This window comes from Streptomyces johnsoniae (assembly GCF_031845565.1).
Lineage (GTDB): Bacteria > Actinomycetota > Actinomycetes > Streptomycetales > Streptomycetaceae > Streptomyces > Streptomyces johnsoniae.
In genome coordinates this window covers 123,239-143,900 of record NZ_JAVREV010000020.1, presented here as the reverse complement: position 1 = coordinate 143,900, position 20,662 = coordinate 123,239, and the positions used below count along the sequence as shown (strand labels likewise).

The following is a 20,662-nucleotide window of genomic DNA, read 5'->3' as shown; positions in this document are numbered from 1 at the left end:
CGGTCGGCGTTACGGTGGGCCGGGAGCTGGGATCATAGCCCGGACGCGGGAAGCCCACACATCTGGTAAGAGGAAGACACCATGGCAGATCTGTACGACATCGAACTGCGCACGCTCGACGGCGAGGACATCTCGCTCGACGCGTTCCGGGACAAGGCGCTCCTGGTGGTCAACGTGGCGTCGCGCTGCGGGCTGACGCCGCAGTACGCGGACCTCGAACGGCTGCACAAGCAGTACGAGCAGCGCGGCTTCACCGTCCTCGGCTTCCCGTGCAACCAGTTCGCCGGGCAGGAGCCCGGTTCGTCCGAGGAGATCCGCACCTTCTGCTCCGCGAACTACGGGGTGACTTTCCCGATGTTCGAGCGGATCGAGGTCAACGGACCGGGCAGGCACCCGCTGTACACGCGGCTGACGCGCGCGGCGGACGCCTCGGGAGAATCGGGCGACATCCAGTGGAACTTCGAGAAGTTCCTGGTGTCCCCGCGGGGCGAGGTCGTGGGCCGCTACCGGCCGCGGACCGAGCCGGAGGCCGAGGACCTCGTGACAGCCGTCGAAGCACAGCTGCCGCGCTGACCCGGCCCTCGGAGACGCGTTCACTCCCGGCCGGCTTCGCGTGAGGCTTCGCGTGAGGCCGACGGTCTGCGGCTGACCCGGGGGGCGGGGCGCAGTTCCTTGAGGTGGTACACGAGGGTCCAATGCCACTCGGGGCGGGTTTCGCGGCCGGTTTCCCGGTAGCCCAGGCTCTGGTAGAAGGCCATCGCCTCGGGCTGATTCGTCGCGGTGTCCAGCCACGCTTCCCGGTAGCCGAGGGCGCATGCCTCGGCTTCGAGAGCAGCCATCAACGCCCGGCCGATACCTCGTCGGCGCAGAGCCGGGTGCACTCGGACGCGAAGAACGCCGACCCGGCCGGGGTGGTCGGGCCGCGGCCGGAATCCGCCCATGGCAGCCACATGTCCGTCTGCCTCCGCGACCAGGAAGCATCCGCCGGCTCCCACGAAATGCCGCTCGGGGTCGGCGACATCGGCGAACTGCTCGGGTGCCTCGGACGCGGCGGGAAGTGGCAGGGGCACGGAAGGGTCGGCTGTCGCTCCGACGTTGGGAAGTGTGGCCATGGTCCACAGCACCGGCAGATCGTCCCGCCGGGCAGCTCGCACCGTCATCATGACCCCACAGCCTGGCACCGGAGGGCCGCCGGCGTCACTCGTTCGCGGTGACGGGGCCGCCTGCCTGCCGGGCGGCGCTCGTCCCGGTGTCCCCGCCCAGCGCGTGTGCGTCGGCCGTCATGTCCTGCGTGCCGATGACGGACAGCATTTCCAGCCGTGCGGCGCCCCGGGTGCCGGGCGGTGCCGTGAACCACAGCAGGCGCTGGCGGCCGTCCTCGCTGAACAGGTTGTGGCAGTCGAGCTCGATCACGCCCAGGACGGGGTGGACGATGCGTTTGCGGTCGGTCCGGCGCAGAGCCACGTCGTGGGTGTCCCAGAGGGCGGCGAACTCCTCGCTGTGGCGCCGCAGCGCGGCCACCATCCGGGACACCGCGGGGTCGCGGCCGCGGCGGGCCGCGACGGCCTGGAGGTCGGCGACGAAGACCCGCGAGTGGTGGGCGTGGTCCTCGGGCGGGTAGAGGCGGCGGGCGGCGGGGTCGGTGAACCAGCGGTGCACGAAGCTCGCCGCCGGGCCGCTCACCGCCGGGGGACGGCCGACGAGCGCGGCGGCCAGGGGGTTCTGGACGAGGACTTCGTGCAGGTCGGTGATGACCTGGGCCGGGGTGGTGGTGAGCCGGTCGAGCAGGCCGAGCAGGGCCGGCTGGACGTGGGCGGTGGTGCCGTGGGCCGCCGGGGGCGTGGGGCGGTCGGCGAGGAGGAAGAGGTGATCACGTTCGTCACCGTTCAGGCGCAGGGCCCGGGCGAGGGCGGCCAGGGTCTGGGCGGAGGGCTGGGCGCCGCGGCCGCGCTCCAGCTCGGTGTAGTAGTCGGCCGACAGACCGGCCAGTTGGGCGACCTCCTCCCGGCGCAGGCCGGGCACCCGGCGGCGCGGGCCGGTGGGCAGGCCGACGTCGGCCGGCCGGACGCGGTCGCGGCGGGACTTGAGGAAGACGGCGAGCGCGGGAAGGTTCACCCGTCCATCGTCGCCCCTCGGCGGTGGCCGAGCCAGGGGATGGCAACCCCCGGGTGGGCGCAGCCCTGGCTGCGAACGGAACGACGGCGGAACGTGAGTGGCGTCGGGTCGCGGCGTCGCCGCCACGGCCCGGCAGTCCGCGATCCATGACCCAGGAGTCACCGTGCCCCTTCAGAGCCCAGAAGAGAACCCCGACCGTTTCCGCGTGGCCCTGGTCACCGGCGGCTCCCGCGGTATCGGCCGCCAGGTCGTGAGCCGGCTGGCCACCGACGGGTATGCCGTGGTCGTCGGGTATGCCGGCCGCCAGGACCTGGCCGGGGCTGCCGTCGAGGAGGTCGTCTCCGGCGGCGGCCACGCCGTCGCCGTGCGGGCCGACGTCGCCGACGAGCAGGCCGTGGCCGCGCTGTTCGCCAGGGCCGAGGTGGAGTACGGCGGCCTGGACGTCGTCGTCCACGCCGCCGGGCAGATGCGCCTGGCGCCGATCGCCGACCTGGACCTGGCCGAGCTGGACGCGCTGCACCGCACCAACATCCGCGGCACCTTCGTCGTCGCCCGGCAGGCCGCGCGGGCGGTGCGCCCTGGCGGGGCGATCGTCACGTTCTCCACCTCCCAGGTGGGCCTGGCCTTTCCCGGCTACGGCGCCTACATCGCGAGCAAGGGCGCGGTGGAGGCGGTCACCATGGTCCTCGCCCGCGAACTGCGCGGCCGGGACGTCACGGTCAACGCCGTTGCCCCCGGCGCCACCGCCACCGACCTGTTCCTGGACGGCAAGGACGAGGAGACCGTGGCCCGCCTGGCCGCCATGGCTCCGCTGGAACGGCTGGGCACGCCCACCGACATCGCCGACGTCGTCGCCTTCCTCGCCTCACCGGCCGGCCACTGGGTCAACGGTCAGGTGCTCCGCGCCAACGGCGGAGTCATCTGACCCGCCCCGGTCGGCCGCATCGCCTCCGCGTCCCGGAACCTGGGTATCACCGCGAACACGGCCGAACTGGCAGGGGCGTGTGTCCGGGTGTTCAGGCAGGTGCCATCGCAGGGCCATGGTCGGTCCGCAGACTGCCGCCGACATGTGCGACGAGTGCAGGGAGAGTTGTGGTGGCACACACGCCTGACGGACACGGGATGGGAAGACGGCGGCTGTTGCAGGCCGCGGTGGGGGTGCCCGCGGCCGGGGCCGCGGTCGCGGCGACGGGCGCGGGGCAGGCGCAGGCGCAGGCCGCGCCGGGTTCGTGGGAACCGGTCGGCCGAGCCGGGCGGTTCGACGCGGAGAGCCCTCGTTTCGCCCTCGCCGTACTGCCCGACACGCAGTACCTCTTCGACGCCGACAGCTCCGACCCGGCGCCGCTGCGGGCGACGTTCCGCTACCTCGTCGAGAGCCGGGCCGAGGCCAACGTCGCCTTCATGACGCACCTGGGCGACGTGACGGAGCACGGCACGGAGGAGGAGATCGAGCTGGCGGCCGGCACCTTCCGGGCCCTGCGCGGCAAGGTGCCCTACAGCGTGCTGGCCGGCAACCACGACATTCCGGGCGACACCGACGACCAGCGCGGCGACTCCGCCTACCTGGCGGCGTTCGGCCCGGAGCGCTACGCGTCCATGGAGAGCTTCGGCGGTGCCTCGCCCGACGGCTACAACAGCTATCACGTGCTGCGCGCGGGTGGCCGCGAGTGGCTGGTCCTGGCGCTGGACTGGCGGCTGTCCGACGCCGGGGTCCGCTGGACCCAGGGCGTGCTCGACGCGCACCCGCGCCTGCCCGCCATCCTCACCACGCACGACCTGGCGTGGGCCGACGAGGAGGGCCGGGCCCGGCTGTCCGACAACGGCACGCGGCTGTGGGAGGAGCTGATCCGGGGCAACGACCAGATCTTCCTCGCCCTGGGCGGGCACTACTGGCCGCCGGGGCGCACCGTGCTGACCAACGACGCGGGCCACGACGTCCACGTGCACATCACGAACTACCAGGACCGGTACTACGGTGGCGCCGGGATGATCCGGCTGTACTCCTTCGACCTGGCGCGCAAGGCGGTCGACGTCGAGACGTTCGCCCCCTGGTTCCTGGCCCGCGACCCTCAGGAGCGCGCCCCGCTGGCGGCCGAGACCGTGGAACTGACCGGTGACGTGGACCGGTTCAGCCTCGGCATCGACTTCGCCGAACGGTTCGCGGGGTTCGCGGCCGTCCCGCCTGCCGCGCCGCGCCCGCCGCGCGAGGTCATGCCGCGCGGCACCGTCGCCTACTGGCGCTTCGACGCCGACGGGCTCGGCGGCGGCGCGGCGGACGGGCCCCTGCCCGACGGGACCGTGATACGCGACCTCACCGGCCGGGGCAACGATCTGACCGCGCGGCGGCTGCACGACGGCGGCCAGGAGCTGCTGCTCAGGTCGGTCGAGCACCACGACGGCCAGCCCGCGCACGCCAGTCTGCGGTTCGACGGCGGCCAGGCCCCCGACCGCGGCGCGATCCTCGCCACGGCGGCGGACGCACCGCTCAACAGCTGGAAGTTCACCCGGGGTTACACCATCGAAACGTTCATCAAGCTGCCCCGGCCCTTCGAGGGCGAGCACGCCTGGATGGGCATTCTGAGCTGGCAGGGCCGCAACGGCGACGCGGGCAAGACGACCGGCTGGTCCCCGGACGAGCCGACGTGCAGCCTGAACGTCACCGGCGAGCGCTTCCTCCAGTTCGTGGTCTATCCGCATGTGCAGGACGCCGACCCGACCTCCTGGAGCCACGCCCTGGAGACCGGGCGCTGGCACCACATCGCCATCGTCAACGACGGCCGCCGGACGGTCCTGTACGTCGAGGGGTCGAAGATCGCCCGCAACCCCACGCAGGCGTCCACGGGCATCGCCACGTTGGGCAAGCCGTTCACGATCGGCGGCACCCAGTCGAACGAACGGTTCGGCCAGGGCTTCTACGGCTGGATCGGCGATACGCGGATCGTCAGCCGGAAGCTGGGCCCCGAGGAGTTCCTCACGCCGTACGCGTGAGGAACTCCCCCGGCCCTGCCGCCCGCGGGTGTCAGGGCCGGCCGGCGGCGCCCGGAGCGGCCGGTGCGTTCATCGGCTGGGGCGCCGGCGGCGCCACAGGATCAGAACGGCGCCCGCCGTGGCGGTGGCCGCCGCGATGCCGAGGAGCCGCAGCGCCTGCGTGCCGGTGCCGGCCAGCGCGCCGCCGCCGTCCGTCCCCAGCTGCGTCCCCGGCCCGGTGCCTCCCGACGCGGAGCCCGGGCCCCAGTCGTCACCGGAGCCCCCGGAACCAGCGGAGCCCCCGGAGCCAGCGCTGCCCGAACCGCCCGAGCCGCCGGAGCTGCCCGCGCCGCCACCGGCGGTGCCGCCCGGGACGCCGGGGCCGCCGGAGTCCCCGGCACCGCCCGGACCACCGGCACCGCCCGAGTCACCCGGGTCGCCCGGGTCGCCCGGGTCTCCGGGGTCGCCCGGGTCTCCGGGGTCGCCCGACTCGTCGGCCGGAACCTCGACGCCCGCCTCCGTGACCCACTTGGTGCCGTCGTCGTACTCGGTGATGGTGAACGTGTCCAGCGTGTCGCCGATCTCCCCGGGTGCCGCCCGGTCGTCGCCCTTGTGCGCGATGACCGACCGGTAGTTCAGGGTGTCACCGTCCACGGTGATCGCCTGATAGGTCGAGGTCTGCTGCGCGCGGGCGTCCTGCGCGGCGCCGTTCCGCGTCCACACGTTGTCGTCCTCGGGCTGGATGTCGTAGAACTTCGACCCCGCGTTCGCCACCACGAAGACGGGCCCCGTGGTGAGTCCCGGCGTATCGGTCTCGTCCGCCACCAGGTGCCCGCGGCCGTAGGTGTGATCGTGACCGGCCAGCACCAGATCGACGTCGTGCTCCCGGTAGAGCGGCAGCCACGCCTCGCGGATGTCGGGCTCGTCGCGGCCGACCGCGGTCGACAGGACCGGCTGGTGTTCGGTCACCACGCTCCACCGGTGCGGGTTCTCCGCGAGCACCCGGTCCAGCCAGGCCGCCTGCATCCGCACCCACACCCCGCGGGCCTCGCCGCAGTCGAAGTCCGCCAGGCCCTCCGGCCGGACCAGCTCGCAGATGTCGTCGCGGTTGGCGTTCAGCACGACGAACCGGACGCCCTGGTAGTCGCTGTAGTAGACGCTCTCGCGCATCGCCTCGGCGAGGTGCTCGCCGTACCGGTCGGCGTCCTCGCCCGCGTCGGCGGGCACCGGGCCGTTGGCCGGGAAGGCGAAGGAGGCGCGGCTGGTCTGGAGCAGCCCGTTCCCCGCGTTGAACTCGTGGTTGCCGACCGCGACGATCGACTGCCGGCCGGCCAGGGCCACCGGATCGGCGGCGAACCAGTCGGACCACTGCGCCTCGTTGGCCGTGTCTACCAGGTCACCCACATACACGGCGGCCCTGGCGTCGGGGTACGCCTCGTTCGCCTGGGCGGCGATGCGCGGCCATACGTCCGTCAGCCCCTGCTGGTTGTCGCCGTAGTAGAGGAACGTGAACGGGTCGGCCCCGGCCGCCGCCGTCGTGAACGTGTGCCACTCGCTCCAGGCGTCCGCGTCGCCGACCCGGTACTGGTGCTCCGTGCCGGGGTCGAGACCGGTGAGCCCGGCGGTCCAGCTGGTCGCCGTGTTGCCGCCGACCTCCGTCTCCCACTCGGCCGTGGCCTCGACGGTGCGGATCTCCCCGTCCTGCCCCGCCCTGACCTGCGCGGCGCCCTCGGTCGCCAGGGAACGCCAGGTGACGCTCTGCTCGGTCGCCGGGTCCCCGGCCGGGGTCAGCACGACCCGTTCCGGCGTCTCGTCGGGCGCGGGCGGCTCGTGGTCGCTCAGCGCGACATCGAAGATGTGCATGACGCCCCGGTCGCTGCCCTCGGGCAGCACCACCGCGTCGACCGTCTTCGACGGATCGAGCGCGGCGGGGGCCGTGGCCAGGACGACGGCTTCGGTGTTGTCACGCGTGCCGTCGGCCACGTTGCGGCCGGGCACGGTCAGCACGGGCGTGTTGCCGAAGGAGTAGGAGCCGCCGGGCGTCCAGTCGGTGAACTGGACCGGGACCTCCTGGCTGCCGCCGTCGGTGTACTCGACGGTCGCCGTGCCCTGGGACGGGCCGTTGGTGGCGAGGCCGAGGAACGACACGGAGGCGGCGCTCGCGTCGTCGAGGTCGACGCGCTGGCCGTGCGGCACCCAGTTGTCGGGCTCGCCAGGACCGGTGTCCGGCCAGGTGAACTCCGTCCCGATGGCTTCCGCACGCAGCGTGCCGCCCGGGGTCGCGCCGGCCTCGGCCAGGCTCTCGCGGGGCAGCGTGTGGGCGGAGGCGTCGAGGGAACCGGTGTTGCCCGCCCCCTCCGGCGTGGTGCCGATGTTGTTGTAGGCGTCGGTGCCCTCCGGGTAGGACGGCGGGGCGTCGCCGGCCCCGGTGCCCCAGTCCCCGGGCGCGTTGCCCAGGGTGTACGCGACGGTGCCGCCCTCGCGCGCGAAGGACTCCGGCAGCCAGGTCGCCGTGGTGGCCGTTCCGTCGACGGACATCGACTGGATGTAACGCTGCTGCTCGGCGCCCGGCGCGTCGAGCACGATGGACCGGTCGCTGCCCGCGCTGTCGATCTCGACGCGGCTGAACATCGGTGTGGACACGGCCAGTTCTGCCGTGCCGTAGACGGCCGGGTACAGACCGATGCCGGCGAACACGTACCAGGAGGACAACGACCCGAGGTCGTCGTTGCCGGGCAGTCCGGTCGGCGAGGTGTCGAACATCTCGGTGACGGCGCGGTCCAGGACCTCGGTGGTCTGCCAGGGCCGGCCCAGCCAGTTGTATATCCACGGCGTCTGCATGGTGGGCTGGTTGCTCAGGTACGCGTACGGGGTGTCGTACACGCCGGCGTCCAGCTCGGTGAAGAAGGTGTCGAGCTGCTCGGCCACCGCGTCGGTACCGCCGCGCGCCTCGATGAGCGAGGCCATGTTGTGCGGCACCAGCCAGCCGTACTGGTGGCCGGTGGCCTGCTCGAACTGCGCGCCTCGCTCCCCCAGGTCGAACGACCGGTCGAAGCCGTTGCGGTCCCTCGGCCGGATCTCGCCGCTCTCGGGGTCGAGGAGATTGCGCCAGTTCTGCGCCCGGGCCATGAACGCCGCCCGCGCCTCGGTGTCACCGAGCCGGTCGGCGAGCCGGGCGATGGAGAAGTCGTTGATCGCGTACTCGAGCGTCTGGGAGGTCGCCGAGCTGTTGTTGCGGCTCTCCACCCAGCCGAGTCCTGCGTACTGGTAGAGGAACTGCCGGTTGCTGCGGTCCGCGGGCAGCGACTGGGTGTCGGCCATCGAACGCAGCGCGGCCTGCCGGTCGTAGTCGGTGCTTCCGAACGCGTCGGTGGCGGACAGGACCGTCTGGAGTCCGTCGCCGCTCATCTTCTGCTGTGATACCCCGTTGTGCGGCCAGTTCGGCCAGCGCCCGGTCTGGGTGACGAGGTCGGTGATGGACTGGTTGATGTCCGAGCCGACCTCGGGGAACAGCAGCGCGATCAGCTGGGCGTGGCCCCGGTAGCCGTCCCAGCTGGCGTAGGTGGCGTACTGGTGACGGCCCTGCGCCACCTGACGGACCGTTCCGTCGTAGCCCAGGTACTGGCCGTTGACGTCGTCGTAGGTGTTGGGGTGCAGCAGCGCGTGGTAGAGCGCGGTGTAGAAGCTGGTGCGCCGTTCCGCGCTGCCGCCGGTCACCTCCAGGGTGCCGAGCGCGTCGCGCCAGGTGTCCGCCGCGGCCTGCCGGATGGCGGCGGCGGAGCGGCCCGCGGTCTCGGTCGCGGCATTCTCCGCCGCGTTCTCGACGCTGACGTAGGAGATGCCGACCCGGGCCGTCACGTCCGCGCCCCGCGGGAAGCTGACGAACGCGCCGGACCCGTGGGCGGTGGTCGAGGTGGCCTCGGCGGCGCCCGCGGTGACGTCGGAGCCGCTCCAGGTGCCCGAGGAGTCGAACTCCGTGTCGAACTCGGCGGAGAAGTGGATGCGGTAGGTGCCGCCGCGGCAGACCGTGCTGGTCTCGGTCCAGCCGGAGACCGTGTTCCCCGACACGGTCACCGAGCTGCCCGTGGAGCCGTTGTTGGAGCCGGCGACATCGAAGATCAGGGTCGAGGAGGCGCGGTCCTGGGGGAAGTCGAAGGTCGCGACGCCGGTGCGGGTGGTCGCGGTCAGGTCCACGCCGACGCCGTTGTCCAGGCCGACGGAGTAGTAGCCGGGCTCGGCGGTCTCGTTGTCGTGCGAGAAGTCGAGGTAGTAGTCGCCGATGGCGTCGGCGGGCGAGGTGGGCAGCGCCCGGTTGCTGGTCAGTTCGCCGGTGTAGGGCAGGATCGGCACGTCGAACGCGCCGTTGCTGCCCGCGCAGCCCGTGCCGGACAGCCGCGTCAGGCCGAAGCCGCGCAGCTGGTCGGCGCCGTACTCGTAGCCGCCCCAGTTGTCCCCGCCGGACGTCTGGTGCGTGGTGGGGGTGAACTGCACCATGCCGAACGGAACGGTCGCGCCCGGCCAGGTGTTGCCGTAGGCGCTGTTGCCCTTGTTCTGCGTGGTGTCGTGCTGCGTGCCGATGAACTGGTCCACGGCGTCGAACGGGCTCAGGTCCGACGGGGCCCCCTGGGCGCTCGTGGCGGTGACGGCGGCCACGCCCGTGCCCGCCAGCAGGCTCGCCGTGACGGCGAGGGCGGCGGACCTGCCCTTCCCCCGCCGACGGGTGGCCCTCCGCGGGGCCACCGGACCTTGCGCGCCGCTGCTTCCGCGGGCGTCCCGGAACCGGATGGGTCTCCGGCGTATGCGTATGTGGAGCATGGTGCCTCTTCGTTGCCGTGTGTTCCGCGGGCCGGTGACCGTTACGTGCACCGGAGCCGTGGGTTCTGGGTGACGGTTTCTGGCGCGGGGGAACGCCTCCCGACCCGCCCGTGAACATCAGATGAGAGTTGGGGGCGGCAACGTTCGGCGGCCGGCGGTCCGTTCACCGGCCGTCGCGGCTCACGCCGTGAGCCCGGCGTCACGGGCGAGCAGCGCGGCCTGCACCCGGTTGGTGACGTCGAGCGCGGCGAGGATGCGGCTGACGTGTGCCTTGACCGTGCTTTCCCGCATGCCGAGCCCGGCGGCGATGTCGGCGTTGGTCGCCCCGCGGGCGAGGAGGGTCAGTACGTCGCGTTCGCGCGGGGTGAGCTTGTCGAGGCAGGCGCGGGCGGCGGCTTCCTTGGGGTGGTTGGCGTGGTGGTAGCGGTCGATGAGGCGGCGTGCCGCGGCGGGGTGCAGCATGGCGGAGCCCGCGGCGACGAGGTGGACGGCACGCAGGATCTCGGCGGGGTCGGTGTCCTTGAGGAGGAAGCCGTCGGCTCCGGCGGCCAGGGCGTTGTAGACGTACTCGTCGAGGTCGAAGGTCGTGAGGGTGATCACCTTCGGGGGGTGGGGCAGCGCGCGGAGGCGGGCCGTCGCGGTGATGCCGTCCATGCGGGGCATGCGGACGTCGACGAGGGCGACGTCGACCCGGCGGGCGGTGGCCTGTTCGAGGGCGTGCAGGCCGTCGGAAGCCTGGGCCACGACCTCGATGTCCTCGTCGTCGCCGAGGAGATCGGCGAGGCCGAGGCGGACGAGCGCGTCGTCGTCGACGATCATGGCGCGGATCATGGGCGGGTGCCGTTCTGCTCGGTGGGGACGGGGTGCGGGATGCGTGCGGCCAGCCGCCAGCGGCCGGCACCGCCGGGCCCGGCGGTCAGGTGCCCGCCGAGTGCGGTGACGCGCTCGCGCAGCCCCACCATTCCGTACCCCGAGGGCACGGCCTCCTCGGCCGCGGCGCCGGGTGTGTTGGTGACCTCGACGAGCGTGGCGGGCGGGCCGTAGTCGACGCGGATGTCCACCGGCGCGCCGGCCGCGTGTTTGCGCGCGTTCGTCAGCGCCTCCTGCACCAGGCGGAAGACGGCCAGGCGGTGGGCGGCGGGGGCGTGTTCCTGGCGGCCCTCGACGGTCATCCCGACGTGCTGCCCCGCGGTGCGCGCCTGGTCGGCGAGCTCCTGGACGTCGCGCAGGACCGGGGCCGGCGTCGCGGCACAAGCCGGGTCAGGACCGCCGCGCAGGGCACCGAGGACGTCCCGCAGGTCGGCCAGTGCCTCGGTGGAGGCGGCGCGCAGCAGGGTGAGACGTTCGGCGACGGGGGCGGGCAGGTCGCTGTGCGTGGTGCCGAGCACGCCGGTGTGCAGGGCGATGAGGCTGAGGCGGTGGGCCAGGACGTCGTGCATTTCGGCGGCGATCGCGGAGCGTTCGGCATCCCGTGCGGCCCGTTCGCGCAGGGCTCGTTCGATGCGCAGGTGCTCCACCCGGGCGTTCAGCGCCTCGACGAGGCGGCGCCGGTTGCCCATCCACAGCCCGCCCACGAGGGCGAGCAGCAGGAACAGGCTGGAGCCGTACTGCTGCGGGCGCCACAGGGGCACGTCCGGCTGGCACACCGCGTTGCCCGCCAGCGCGACGGTGGCACAGGCGAAGGCGACGCCGGTGCGCCGGTGCGCCGCGAGGTCGAACAGCACGACGAGCAGCAGCGGCAGCATGGCCCACCCCCACAGCCCGGTCGCCGCGGTGACGAGGACCGGCGCCGTCAGCCAGTGCCCGCGGCGGAGCAGCAGCGCCGCGCCGCACAGCACCGCCACGCCGCTGCGCGGCGCGAGGTACTGTCCTTCGGCGGTCGAGGCACCGTTCTGGACGGCGGCGAGCGTCAGCAGCACCACCAGGGCGTAACGCCCGTATGTGACCCATTTCTGGCTTTCTTTCCGGCCCACCCGCAAATCCTAAGCACGGCGCCCCGTGCGCTCCTCCGTCCTTCTGCCGCTCCGGCCCCCTACTTTCGTCGGGGGACGCCGCCGCAGAAGGACGGATTCGCGGGCGCCGAACGCTTCTTAGCGTCGAGACGTGGACGACTGGACTACCTCGCACGACCCCGCCCCCGCGCCGCGCAAGGCCGAGGGACTGACGTTCCTGATCGAAGCGGCCCGCGATCTGCGCACCACCGGGGCGATCGCGCCCAGCGGCGACGCGCTGGCGCGGCTGCTGACCGAACCGGTGCGCGCCAGGCCGGGCGGCCCGCTGAACGTTCTCGAAGCCGGCGCCGGTACCGGAGCCGTGACGCGCACCCTCATACCGCAGCTTCCGGCGGGCAGCAGCCTGGACGTCGTGGAGGCCAACCCGCGGTTCGCCGAACGGCTGCGTCACCTGGCGCGCACGCGTCCGCGCCCGGCGGGCGGAGCCGGAGGGCACGCGCGGGTCCGCGTGCACGCCACGCGGGTGGAACACCTGGTGCCCGCCCGCCGGTACGACGTGATCGTGTCCGGTCTGCCGTTCGCGAACTTCCGCCCCGATGTCGTCGGAACGATCATGGACCGGTACCTGGAACTGCTGCGCCCCGGCGGCACCCTGACCTACTTCGCCTACTGCGGCACCCGCCCGGCCCGCGGCCTGCTGGCCTCGCGCGCCGAGGCGCGCCGGCACCGCGCCGCGGAGGAGGTGCTGGCCGCGTACCAGCGCCGGTACGCCACCGGCTGCTGGACGGTGTGGGCCAACCTGCCCCCGGCGAAGGTCTGGCACTTGCGGCGCCCGACGGGGCGGCAGCCGGGCCGGACGGCGGAGCGGAGGCGGCCCGCCACGGCCGGGGCCGTGCGGTGACCGTTCCGTTCGACGCCCTCGGCCAGGTACCGCCCGCCGCCGCCTACGGGCTGCTCGCGGCGGTGGTCCTGGCCGAGTCGGTGCTGCTGGTCGGCGCCTTCGTCCCCACGCTGACGCTGCTGCTGACGGCGGGCGCGCTGGCGCGGTCCGGGCAGCTGAACCTGTTTCTGGTCGTCGCCTTCGCCGCCTGCGCCGTGGTGGCGGGCGACCTCATCGGACACCGCACGGGGCGGCTGCTCGGCGCCCGGCTGCGCACCGGGCGCCTGGGCCGACGCGTTCCCGACGCGGCGTGGCGGCGTGCCGAGGCGCTGATGGCCCGGCGCGGCGGGCAGGCTGTGTTCCTCTCCCGTTTCGTGCCGGTGGTGCGCACCGTCACCCCGCACCTGGCCGGTGCGACGCGCCTGCCCCGCCGCCGCATGGCCCCGTACAGCGCGTCGGCCGCGCTGCTGTGGGCCGGGGCGGAGGCGGGCGCCGGTTATGCGGCGGCCCCCGCGCTCGAACGCGCCCTGGCCGTCGGCGGTCCCCTGCTCGCCGCGACCGCCGTCGTGGTCACGGTGGTTGTTCTCATCCGGCTGAGGCTGCGACGGCGCGACCGGACGTCGCCCCGCGCCTGCCGCGGCCGGCGTCCTGGACCACCGGCGCCGGCCCTTCTCCGTTCAGTCCTCGGGGCGGAGCAGCCCGCGCTGGTAGGCGCGGACCAGGGGGCGCGGCACCCGGTGGGTGCGGCCGTCGATGGTGATGGGCACCAGTTGCGGCGGTGTCGCCTTCCACTGGGCCCGCCGGTGACGGGTGTTGCTGCGTGACATCTTGCGCTTGGGCACGGCCATGGTTCGTCCGATCAATCGTGGGAGGGGTGGGGAAGGGTGGCCGACCGGTTCAGTTGACGGGGTCGAGCCAGGTGTCGAAGACGGCGGGGAGCCGCTTCCAGAACGCGGGCCCGGCCGCGAACTCGGACGGGGTGAGCAGGCAGGAGTCCAGCAGACCGACGAGGTGATCGCGGTCGAGTCCTGGGCCGGTGAAGACCAGGTGCTGGCCCCGGTCGCCGTGCTGCGGATGCCAGTCCAGGGCCGCCGCGACCCGGCGTTCGGGCGGGGCCATGTCCCAGGCGCCCTCGGGGAGCGAGGCCAGCCACGGCCCGTGGCTCTCCACCCCCAGGGCGCCGCCCGCCGCGTCCCACGACAGCAGGACGTCGGGGCGGTCGGCGAGCCAGAAGCGGCCGCGGCTGCGCACCACGGCGCAGGCGATGTCCTCCAGGGCCAGGTACAGCCGCTCCGGGTGGAACGGGCGGCGCCGCCGCCACACGAGGGTGGTCACGCCCGACGCGGACGCCTCCTGGGGCAGCCGGGCGCAGGCGGGGTGGAGGGCGGCGGCGGCCGCCCCGGCGTCGAAGCCGCCGCGGGTGAGCCCGGGCAGAGCGGCGGAGCCGACGCCGATCCGGCGCGCGGTGGGATGCAGTTGGTGCAGCAGTGCCCGGCCCTCCGCGTCGGCTTCCGCGGAGTCGGCCACGGCGAGCACGGGCGGGTACTCCAGCTGCCGGGCGAAGGTGTCGGCGACCACCCGGTGGTCGTCGGAGGCCACCGCCAGGCCGGCGTCCGACAGGTCGTCGCCGTTGCTCAGGCAGGGCAGTACCAGTCCGGGGTCGACGGCCGTGAGCACGCCGGTCAGACGCACCGCTCCCCCGCCCTCCCGCGCGTAGGCGTCGATCAGGTCGGCGATGCCACGGGGCTCGACGGCGTCCCACAACTCGACGACCGCCGCGCTGTGCGTGCCCCCGGCCGCCAGCGCGGCCAGCAGCGGCGGCAGGTCCTCGCGCAGGGTGCAGCAGCCGCAGCCGCCGGTGGCGGGAAGCCCGGCGGAGTCCAGCTCACCCACCGCGTCGTAGGTGAGGCGGCGGACCGGCCCGCCGTCCGCCGCGGAGGACAGGTCGTGGTGCACGGCGACGCTGCCGGGCACGGCGCGCAGCAGGTGGGCGACGGTGGTGGCGCGGGCCTCCGCATGGAGGCCCGCGACCAGCACGACGGGCATCGGCCGCCGACCGGTCATCGCCTGCCGCCCTCGGCGCCGCGGCCGGGCCTGCGCGTCCCGCCGAAGTCGACCGGGCCGTTCTGGGGTTGCACACCGGGCTTCATGGACGGGCCCTCCTTCTGCTGGGCTTCCTGCGGGAACGGACGTGGCGGCGCGGCACCGGCCACAGGCGCTAGCATACGACAACGATTTTCGTTTTCGATAGCTACCCACGGAGGCGCCGTTCCCATGTCCGCCCACTGCCAGCTCACCGGAGTACAGCCAAGCTTCGGCAACCGCATCTCACACTCCCACCGCCGCACCCGACGCCGGTTCGACCCCAACATCCAGCACAAGCGCTACTGGTTGCCCAGCGAGGGCCGCCGGGTCCGGCTCACCCTCAGCGCCAGGGCCGTCAAGACCGTCGACGCCATCGGCATCGAAGCCGCCGTCGCCCGCATCCGCGCCAGGGGGGAGAAGGTCTGATGGCCAAGAAGAGCAAGATCGCCAAGAACGAGGAGCGCAAGCGGATCGCGGCCCGCTACGCGGCCCGCAGGGCGGAGCTGAAGGAGACCATCCGCAGCCCGCGCAGCACCGATGCCGAACGTGTCGCCGCGCAGCGGGAATTGCGCCGCCAGCCACGCGACGCGAGCCCCACCCGCGTCCGCAACCGCGACAGCATCGACGGCCGCCCCCGCGGCCACCTGCGCACCTTCGGCATCTCCCGCATCAACCTGCGCCGCATGGCGCACGCCGGGGAACTGCCCGGGGTCACCAAGTCCAGTTGGTGACCGCCGACCGCGCCCGGCGCCCCTTCCCGCGCGGACGGGAAGGGGCGCCGCGGCCCGACCGCGAGCAGTTGCACATGAGTTGCAGTTATCCTCGGCACGCAGACACGTAGGACGCGCCGGAAGGGACCGCAGCACAGATGACCGCCTCCACCCACTCCTCCGGCATCGGGCTCGTCCCGGCCCGGGTCGGTGCCGCCGAGGCGGACCGGGCCGGGTCGCTGCTCGCCCGCGACGGGGCGGTCGTGCTCACCGGACTCGAGGCGACCGCCGACGCGCCGGTCGTCGCGGCCGCGCTGCTGCTGGGCAGCCGCCTGCGGGAGATCTTCCCGCCGCGCCTGCGGCGCTCGCGCGACGGCGGGCCGGTGCCTCTGCACGCGGACGGTTTCGACGTGGTCGTCGACATCGGCGGCGTGCCGACCAGGCGGCGCGACCCGGACGAGGATCACGTCCTCATCCAGGGCGTCGAACCGGCCCTTTCGGGCGGGCAGTCCTTCGTGGCCGACGCCTACCGTTTCGTGGAGCGGTGCGCCGCGGCCGATCCGCGACTGCACGCGTTCCTCACCACGGTGGACGTGGACCTCTACGGTGCGTGGGCCGGGCTGCGGGGGCTGCCCGCGACCCCGCGGGTCGGCAGGCACGTCGAGTTCACCCGCACGGGCCGCCGGATCGTCCGGCGCACGGAGGGAGCCGCGCCCCTGCACCGCGACCCCGACGCCGACCACGTCCGGGCGATGCTGGCACGCCTGGCGGAGAGCGCGCAGGCACTGGAACGAACGCTCCCCCGGTTCGAGATCGCCGCCGGCGACGTCCTCGCGCTCGACAACTACCGCTGCTGGCACGGCAGGGACGCGCACCGCGGCGAGCGCACCGTCCGCATCCTGACGCTGCGCACCTGCGACGCCCGCTGAGCCACGCGGCCCGTGGCCCGCGCCGCGGCAGGGCACCTCTTGCGCCTCCCAGTTGAAAATGATTATCGTTTGATTGCTGGCACGTTCTACCCGTTCTTCACCAAGTGAGGTATCCACTGTGCGAGTTCCGAGACGTGCTCTGACCGTCACCGGCGGAATAGCCGCCGCCCTCTCGTGTGCCTCCCTGGCCACCGCGGCCGCCGCCGCTCCCACCGTGATCTCCCGCGGACACGTCGACGTGGTCGGCGTCGAGGTCGAGGACGGCGCCTTCCAGGTGCACGTCCACGACGAGGCGGGCGGCGCGGAGCACGCGCCGGCCGACGTCGTGCTCGAAGCGCTCCCCGGCGCCGCCTACACCGTGCCGGGCGGCTCCTGCCACGCTTTCCTCGGCAGCGCGGGCGACACCGTGCACCGGCTCCCGCAGGTCCAGGACGCGGACCTGCTGTGGGCCGGCCTTTCCGCCCACATCGACGCGGGCGTACTGGAGAACGACACGTTCACCCTCAGCCTCGACGGCGTTTCGGGACCGGGTGACTTCAGCGTCTACCAGGACGGCCTGTGCGCCGCCGACACGCGCCTGTTCGACTCCGGTGACGGCATCGACGCGTCCGACACCACCGAACTCGACGCCCACAGCCACCTGCACGCCAACTGGGCCTTCACCGAGCCCGGCACGTACACCGTCTCCTTCACCGTCAGCGGCTCGCTGGCCGACGGCACCCCGCTGACCTCCGTCACCGAGGACTACACCTTCTCCGTCCTCCCGTAGTCCTCCCATAGTCCCTCCGGACCGTCACCGCACCGCCCCCGCGCACGGGTCGGCCCGCACCGCTTCCCAGGGGCCGCCCCCCGGGCCGGGGGACGTCGCAGCAGCGGTGACACGCCCCCGGGCCCGTGCCGCACGGACCCGGGGGCCTTCCCCTGCGTCCGGCCCGCGCCGGGCGGACGGGGAACGCGGGCCGGACCCGCCAGATGGAAAGCATTATCATTTCATCGGTGCAGGGTCCGCGTGTCCCGCACGCCATCCGGCAGCACAAAGGAGTCCCGTCCCGTGGCCGCACCCTCGGCGCCGCCCATCGTTCCGCCGCCCGCCGAGCAGCCGTCCCTGCTCCGTGACACCGCCTTCCTCAGGCTGTGGTGCGGGACGACGGCCTCCGGACTCGCGACCTGGGCGCTGCCCTTCGTGCTCGGCCTCGCCGTCCTGGACCGCTCGCTCGGCGCCACGGGCCTGGGCGTCCTGCTGGCCGCGCGAACGGCCGGGTTCCTCGCCGCCGTTCCCGTCGGCGGCGTCCTGGCCGACCGCCACTCCCGCCGTGCGGTCGTCTTCTGGTCCGGCGCGGCCGCCGCGGCCGCCACGCCCCTGATCGCCACGGGACAGGGGCGTTCCATGCTGCTGATGGCGGCCGCGGCGGCCGTGGTCGGCGCCGGGCAGGGCGCCTGCCGCCCCGCCTACCAGGCACTCACCGCCGAAGTCGTCGATGCCGCACGCCGCAGGCAGGCCAACGCCGCGACCTCGCTGTCCGTCCGCGTCACCACGCTGCTCGCCCCCGGCCTCACGGCCGCCCTCGCCACGGTCCTGTCCACGCGAACGCTGCTCCTGCTCACCGCGCTGCTGTGGCTCGTCTCCGCCACCGTCCCGCCCCGGGGACGCCACCGCACACCGCCCGCCCCGGAACGCGAGTCGGTCCTCGCGGAGTTCGCACAGGGCGTCCGCGAGGCACGCAGACACCCCTGGTTCCTGGCCGGTCTTGCGGCGCTGACCACCGTCATCGCCACCGGCTACTCCGCGACCGGCGTCCTGCTGCCGCTCATCAGCCGCGACCGGTACGACACCGAGGCCGTCCTCACCGCGGCCATGACGGCCTACACGGCGGGCGCCCTGGCCGGGGCCGCCCTGCTCGCCCGCCGCTCCCCGCGCAACCAGGGCTGGGCCGCCCTGGCGGGCCTCGCCTGCTACGGCCTCGCCCCGCTGAGTCTGCTCCTCCCCGTCCCCGCCCTGGTGGTGGCGGGCGCCTACGCGCTGGCGGGCCTTGGCATCGAACTGTTCAACGTGCCCTGGTTCACGGCAATACAGCGCGAGGTCGACCCGCGCCTGCTCGCGCGCGTCTCCTCCCTCGACTTCCTGCTGTCCTACGGGCTCGCGCCGCTGGGCCTCGCCCTCATCGCCCCTGCTCTGGACGGTTTCGGACCGACGGGGGTGCTCGGCGCCTGCGCGGTGCTCTGCTTCCTCGCCCCCGCCGCCGCGGCCCTCGCCCCGACCGCGCGCCACTTCTCGCGCGAGGCACCGCGCCCGCCCGCGAACGGGGGCGGGCCCCGCCCCGGTTGAGCGGTGCGGTTCGGGTGATATGGTCCGTTCGCGTGTTCGGGCGGGCGTGCGGCCTTTCGTCCGCCCGCCGAGGAAAGGTCAGCCGCGTGTACGACGACCAGCAGCAGGCCCCCGAGGGCGGCCTGCCGGCCGGTGACCCGCTGGCCGGGGCCGTGCGGATCACCTCCGACGCCGAGATCACGGAGCTGCTGGGCACACCCCACCCCGTGGTGATCGACAAGGTGCGCCCGGATATCGGGGAGTTCGAACGGCTGTGGCTGGCGCACTCGCCGTTCTGCATGATCGCCACCTCGGCGGCGGACGGCAGCTGCGACGTCTCGCCCAGGGGCGATCCGCCCGGTTTCGCGCAGGTCCTCGACCCCACCACCGTCGTCATCCCCGACCGGCCGGGGAACCGGCGCGCGGACGGCTGGCGGAACGTGCTGGCCAACCCCCGGGTGGGCACCGTCTTCATGGTGCCCGGGCTCGGCGAGGTCCTGCGGATCAACGGCACGGCCGAGCTGGTCAGGGACGCCCCGTTCTTCGAGCGGCTCGCCCTGGACGGGGTGCTCCCGCGACTCGCCCTGGTGATCCGCACCCAAGAGGTCTACTTCCACTGCTCCCGCGCGCTGACCAGGGGCGGGGTCTGGCGCCCGGAGAGCTGGGCGCCGGAGGCGCTGCCGCCCCGCCCGCCCACGAGGCCCCGGGGCGAGGAGCGGCAGGCGGCCCCGGCACGGCCCACGGGGCAGGATAGGTTAGCCTCAGCTAAGTAACGACGTGCGACAAGGGCCGGGAACGACATGTCTGATGGGTGTGCGGCCGCCGTTCCCGGGACCCCTCCGTGGTGACCGCGGACGCCGGCCGGGCCGTCGCCGCGCCGCCCGCGGCCCGTTCGGTCCGCAGCCGTCCCGCACTGGCCGCCGGGCTGCTGGCCACCTGCCTCCTGCTGCTCCTGGCCTGTGCGGCGAGTCTGGCGCTCGGCGCCGAGAGCCTGCCGTCCGGCACGGTGCTCACCGCCCTGCTGGACTACGACGCCACCGACCGTGACCAGTTGATCGTGCGGCACCTGCGCGTGCCCCGCACGTTCGCCGGACTGCTCGTGGGCGTCGCCCTGGGCCTGGCGGGTGCGGTGATGCAGGGCATCGCCCGCAATCCGCTGGCCGACCCCGGCATCCTGGGGATCAACGCGGGCGCCGGTCTCTTCGTGGTGCTGGGCATCGGCTGGTTCGGCCTCACCTCCTTCTCCGGCTACGTGTGGTGCGGCTTCGTCGGAGCCCTGCTCGCCGCCGTGCTGGTGTACGGCATCAGCGCGCTGGGCCGCGAGGGCGCCACGCCGGTCAAGCTGGCGCTGGCCGGGGCCACGACGACGGCCGCGCTCGGCTCGATGACCAGCGCGCTGGTGCTGAGCGATACCGACACCTTCGACCAGTACCGCTTCTGGCAGGTCGGCACCCTCTCCCGCAGCGCCGAGACCGTGGAGCAGGCCGCACCGTTCATCGTGCTCGGCCTGCTGGCCGCGCTGGGCTGTGGCCGGTACCTCAATGCCCTGGCGCTGGGCGAGGACGTGGCCCGGGCGCTGGGCCAGCGGGTCGGCCTGGTGCGCGCGGCGTGCGCGCTCGTGGTGGTGCTGCTGTGCGGCGCGGCCACGGCGCTGTGCGGGCCGATCGTCTTCGTCGGGCTGGTCGTGCCGCACATCGTGCGGGCCTTCACCGGCTCCGACTACCGCTGGATACTGCCCTATTCCGCGGTACTCGCCCCCTGTCTGCTGCTCGTGGCCGACGTGATCGGCCGCCTGCTCGCCCCGCCCTCCGAGGTGCAGGTCGGCATCGTGACCGCGGTGCTCGGCGCCATCCCGTTCGTCCTGCTGGTCCGCGGCCGGAAGCAGGCAGAGCTGTGAGCGGAGT

18 protein-coding genes and 1 pseudogene are annotated in these 20,662 nt (G+C 73.7%); 12 read left to right on the top strand and 7 right to left on the bottom strand.

Going from position 1 to position 20,662, the window contains the following annotated elements:
* Positions 1-81: 81 nt before the first annotated feature.
* Positions 82-573, top strand: a complete 492-nt coding sequence (locus RM779_RS28950) for a glutathione peroxidase (protein ID WP_311620741.1) — start codon at positions 82-84, stop codon at positions 571-573.
* Positions 574-593: 20 nt separating this feature from the next.
* Here RM779_RS28950 and RM779_RS28945 read toward each other — a convergent pair whose 3' ends face one another.
* A complete protein-coding gene (locus RM779_RS28945; RefSeq protein WP_311620740.1) occupies positions 594-1,163 on the bottom strand; it encodes a GNAT family N-acetyltransferase in 570 nt (189 codons plus the stop codon).
* Positions 1,164-1,197: 34 nt separating this feature from the next.
* Complete coding sequence (locus RM779_RS28940) at positions 1,198-2,115, bottom strand: helix-turn-helix domain-containing protein (protein WP_311620739.1); 918 nt, start codon at positions 2,113-2,115, stop codon at positions 1,198-1,200.
* Between the two features lie 163 nt (positions 2,116-2,278).
* Between RM779_RS28940 and RM779_RS28935 the strand changes: the two genes are divergently transcribed.
* Both RM779_RS28935 and RM779_RS28930 read left to right on the top strand, forming a co-directional pair.
* Complete coding sequence (locus RM779_RS28935; protein ID WP_311620738.1) at positions 2,279-3,040, top strand: SDR family oxidoreductase; 762 nt, start codon at positions 2,279-2,281, stop codon at positions 3,038-3,040.
* Between the two features lie 197 nt (positions 3,041-3,237).
* The gene (locus RM779_RS28930; protein WP_311620737.1) at positions 3,238-5,103 is read left to right on the top strand and encodes a LamG-like jellyroll fold domain-containing protein; all 1,866 of its coding nucleotides are present in this window, start codon (positions 3,238-3,240) and stop codon (positions 5,101-5,103) included.
* Between the two features lie 69 nt (positions 5,104-5,172).
* Here the strand turns inward: RM779_RS28930 and RM779_RS28925 are convergent, their stop codons facing one another.
* The 3 genes from RM779_RS28925 to RM779_RS28915 all read right to left on the bottom strand — a co-directional run bounded on the left by RM779_RS28925 (position 5,173) and on the right by RM779_RS28915 (position 11,870).
* Positions 5,173-9,822 carry a GH92 family glycosyl hydrolase gene (locus RM779_RS28925; protein ID WP_311620736.1) on the bottom strand — a complete coding sequence of 1,550 codons (4,650 nt, stop codon included), beginning with the start codon at positions 9,820-9,822 and terminating at the stop codon, positions 5,173-5,175.
* Between the two features lie 255 nt (positions 9,823-10,077).
* Positions 10,078-10,728, bottom strand: a complete 651-nt coding sequence (locus RM779_RS28920) for a response regulator transcription factor (RefSeq protein ID WP_311620735.1) — start codon at positions 10,726-10,728, stop codon at positions 10,078-10,080.
* Positions 10,725-11,870 carry a sensor histidine kinase gene (locus RM779_RS28915; RefSeq protein WP_394813416.1) on the bottom strand — a complete coding sequence of 382 codons (1,146 nt, stop codon included), beginning with the start codon at positions 11,868-11,870 and terminating at the stop codon, positions 10,725-10,727. Before RM779_RS28915 ends, RM779_RS28920 begins: the two co-directional genes overlap by 4 nt.
* Before the next feature lie 130 nt (positions 11,871-12,000).
* On the opposite strand from RM779_RS28915, the gene RM779_RS28910 reads away from it, so the two are divergent.
* A complete protein-coding gene (locus RM779_RS28910) occupies positions 12,001-12,750 on the top strand; it encodes a class I SAM-dependent methyltransferase (protein WP_311620734.1) in 750 nt (249 codons plus the stop codon).
* Positions 12,639-13,169: pseudogene (locus tag RM779_RS28905) on the top strand (DedA family protein); the annotation flags it as partial. The gene RM779_RS28910 and the pseudogene RM779_RS28905, both read left to right, overlap by 112 nt.
* 237 nt (positions 13,170-13,406) lie before the next feature.
* Here the strand turns inward: RM779_RS28905 and rpmF are convergent.
* A complete protein-coding gene (gene rpmF / locus RM779_RS28900) occupies positions 13,407-13,577 on the bottom strand; it encodes a 50S ribosomal protein L32 (RefSeq protein WP_077063040.1) in 171 nt (56 codons plus the stop codon).
* A 49-nt stretch (positions 13,578-13,626) separates the two neighbouring features.
* Entirely contained in the window at positions 13,627-14,793 is a 1,167-nt protein-coding gene (locus RM779_RS28895; RefSeq protein WP_311620733.1) for a CobW family GTP-binding protein, read from the bottom strand.
* A 210-nt stretch (positions 14,794-15,003) separates the two neighbouring features.
* On the opposite strand from RM779_RS28895, the gene rpmB reads away from it, so the two are divergent.
* The 7 genes from rpmB (at position 15,004) to RM779_RS28860 (ending at position 20,655) form a co-directional block, all read left to right on the top strand.
* Positions 15,004-15,240, top strand: coding sequence for a 50S ribosomal protein L28 (gene rpmB, locus RM779_RS28890; protein WP_077057601.1), 237 nt, complete (start codon positions 15,004-15,006; stop codon positions 15,238-15,240).
* Positions 15,240-15,545 carry a 30S ribosomal protein S14 gene (gene rpsN, locus RM779_RS28885; RefSeq protein ID WP_311620731.1) on the top strand — a complete coding sequence of 102 codons (306 nt, stop codon included), beginning with the start codon at positions 15,240-15,242 and terminating at the stop codon, positions 15,543-15,545. Before rpmB ends, rpsN begins: the two co-directional genes overlap by 1 nt.
* Before the next feature lie 137 nt (positions 15,546-15,682).
* Positions 15,683-16,453 (top strand): TauD/TfdA family dioxygenase, encoded by a 771-nt coding sequence (locus RM779_RS28880; RefSeq protein WP_311620730.1) that lies wholly within the window; start codon positions 15,683-15,685, stop codon positions 16,451-16,453.
* 118 nt (positions 16,454-16,571) lie between these two features.
* Positions 16,572-17,222, top strand: a complete 651-nt coding sequence (locus RM779_RS28875; RefSeq protein WP_311620729.1) for a choice-of-anchor M domain-containing protein — start codon at positions 16,572-16,574, stop codon at positions 17,220-17,222.
* Between the two features lie 282 nt (positions 17,223-17,504).
* Positions 17,505-18,779, top strand: a complete 1,275-nt coding sequence (locus RM779_RS28870; protein ID WP_311620728.1) for an MFS transporter — start codon at positions 17,505-17,507, stop codon at positions 18,777-18,779.
* An 86-nt stretch (positions 18,780-18,865) separates the two neighbouring features.
* A complete protein-coding gene (locus tag RM779_RS28865; RefSeq protein WP_311620727.1) occupies positions 18,866-19,531 on the top strand; it encodes an MSMEG_1061 family FMN-dependent PPOX-type flavoprotein in 666 nt (221 codons plus the stop codon).
* Positions 19,532-19,599: 68 nt separating this feature from the next.
* Positions 19,600-20,655: a FecCD family ABC transporter permease gene (locus RM779_RS28860; RefSeq protein ID WP_311620726.1), complete on the top strand. Its 1,056-nt coding sequence runs from the start codon at positions 19,600-19,602 to the stop codon at positions 20,653-20,655.
* The last annotated feature ends 7 nt before the right edge of the window (positions 20,656-20,662 follow it).

What these genes read in the sequence shown, in the direction of transcription:
- RM779_RS28895 (WP_311620733.1), bottom strand. Translation starts at nt 14,793, where the DNA reads ATGACCGGTCGGCGGCCGATGCCCGTCGTGCTGGTCGCGGGCCTCCAT.
- RM779_RS28930 (WP_311620737.1), top strand. Translation starts at nt 3,238, where the DNA reads ATGGGAAGACGGCGGCTGTTGCAGGCCGCGGTGGGGGTGCCCGCGGCC.
- rpmF (WP_077063040.1), bottom strand. Translation starts at nt 13,577, where the DNA reads ATGGCCGTGCCCAAGCGCAAGATGTCACGCAGCAACACCCGTCACCGG.
- RM779_RS28880 (WP_311620730.1), top strand. Translation starts at nt 15,683, where the DNA reads ATGACCGCCTCCACCCACTCCTCCGGCATCGGGCTCGTCCCGGCCCGG.
- RM779_RS28950 (WP_311620741.1), top strand. Translation starts at nt 82, where the DNA reads ATGGCAGATCTGTACGACATCGAACTGCGCACGCTCGACGGCGAGGAC.
- RM779_RS28920 (WP_311620735.1), bottom strand. Translation starts at nt 10,728, where the DNA reads ATGATCCGCGCCATGATCGTCGACGACGACGCGCTCGTCCGCCTCGGC.
- rpmB (WP_077057601.1), top strand. Translation starts at nt 15,004, where the DNA reads ATGTCCGCCCACTGCCAGCTCACCGGAGTACAGCCAAGCTTCGGCAAC.
- RM779_RS28945 (WP_311620740.1), bottom strand. Translation starts at nt 1,163, where the DNA reads ATGATGACGGTGCGAGCTGCCCGGCGGGACGATCTGCCGGTGCTGTGG.
- rpsN (WP_311620731.1), top strand. Translation starts at nt 15,240, where the DNA reads ATGGCCAAGAAGAGCAAGATCGCCAAGAACGAGGAGCGCAAGCGGATC.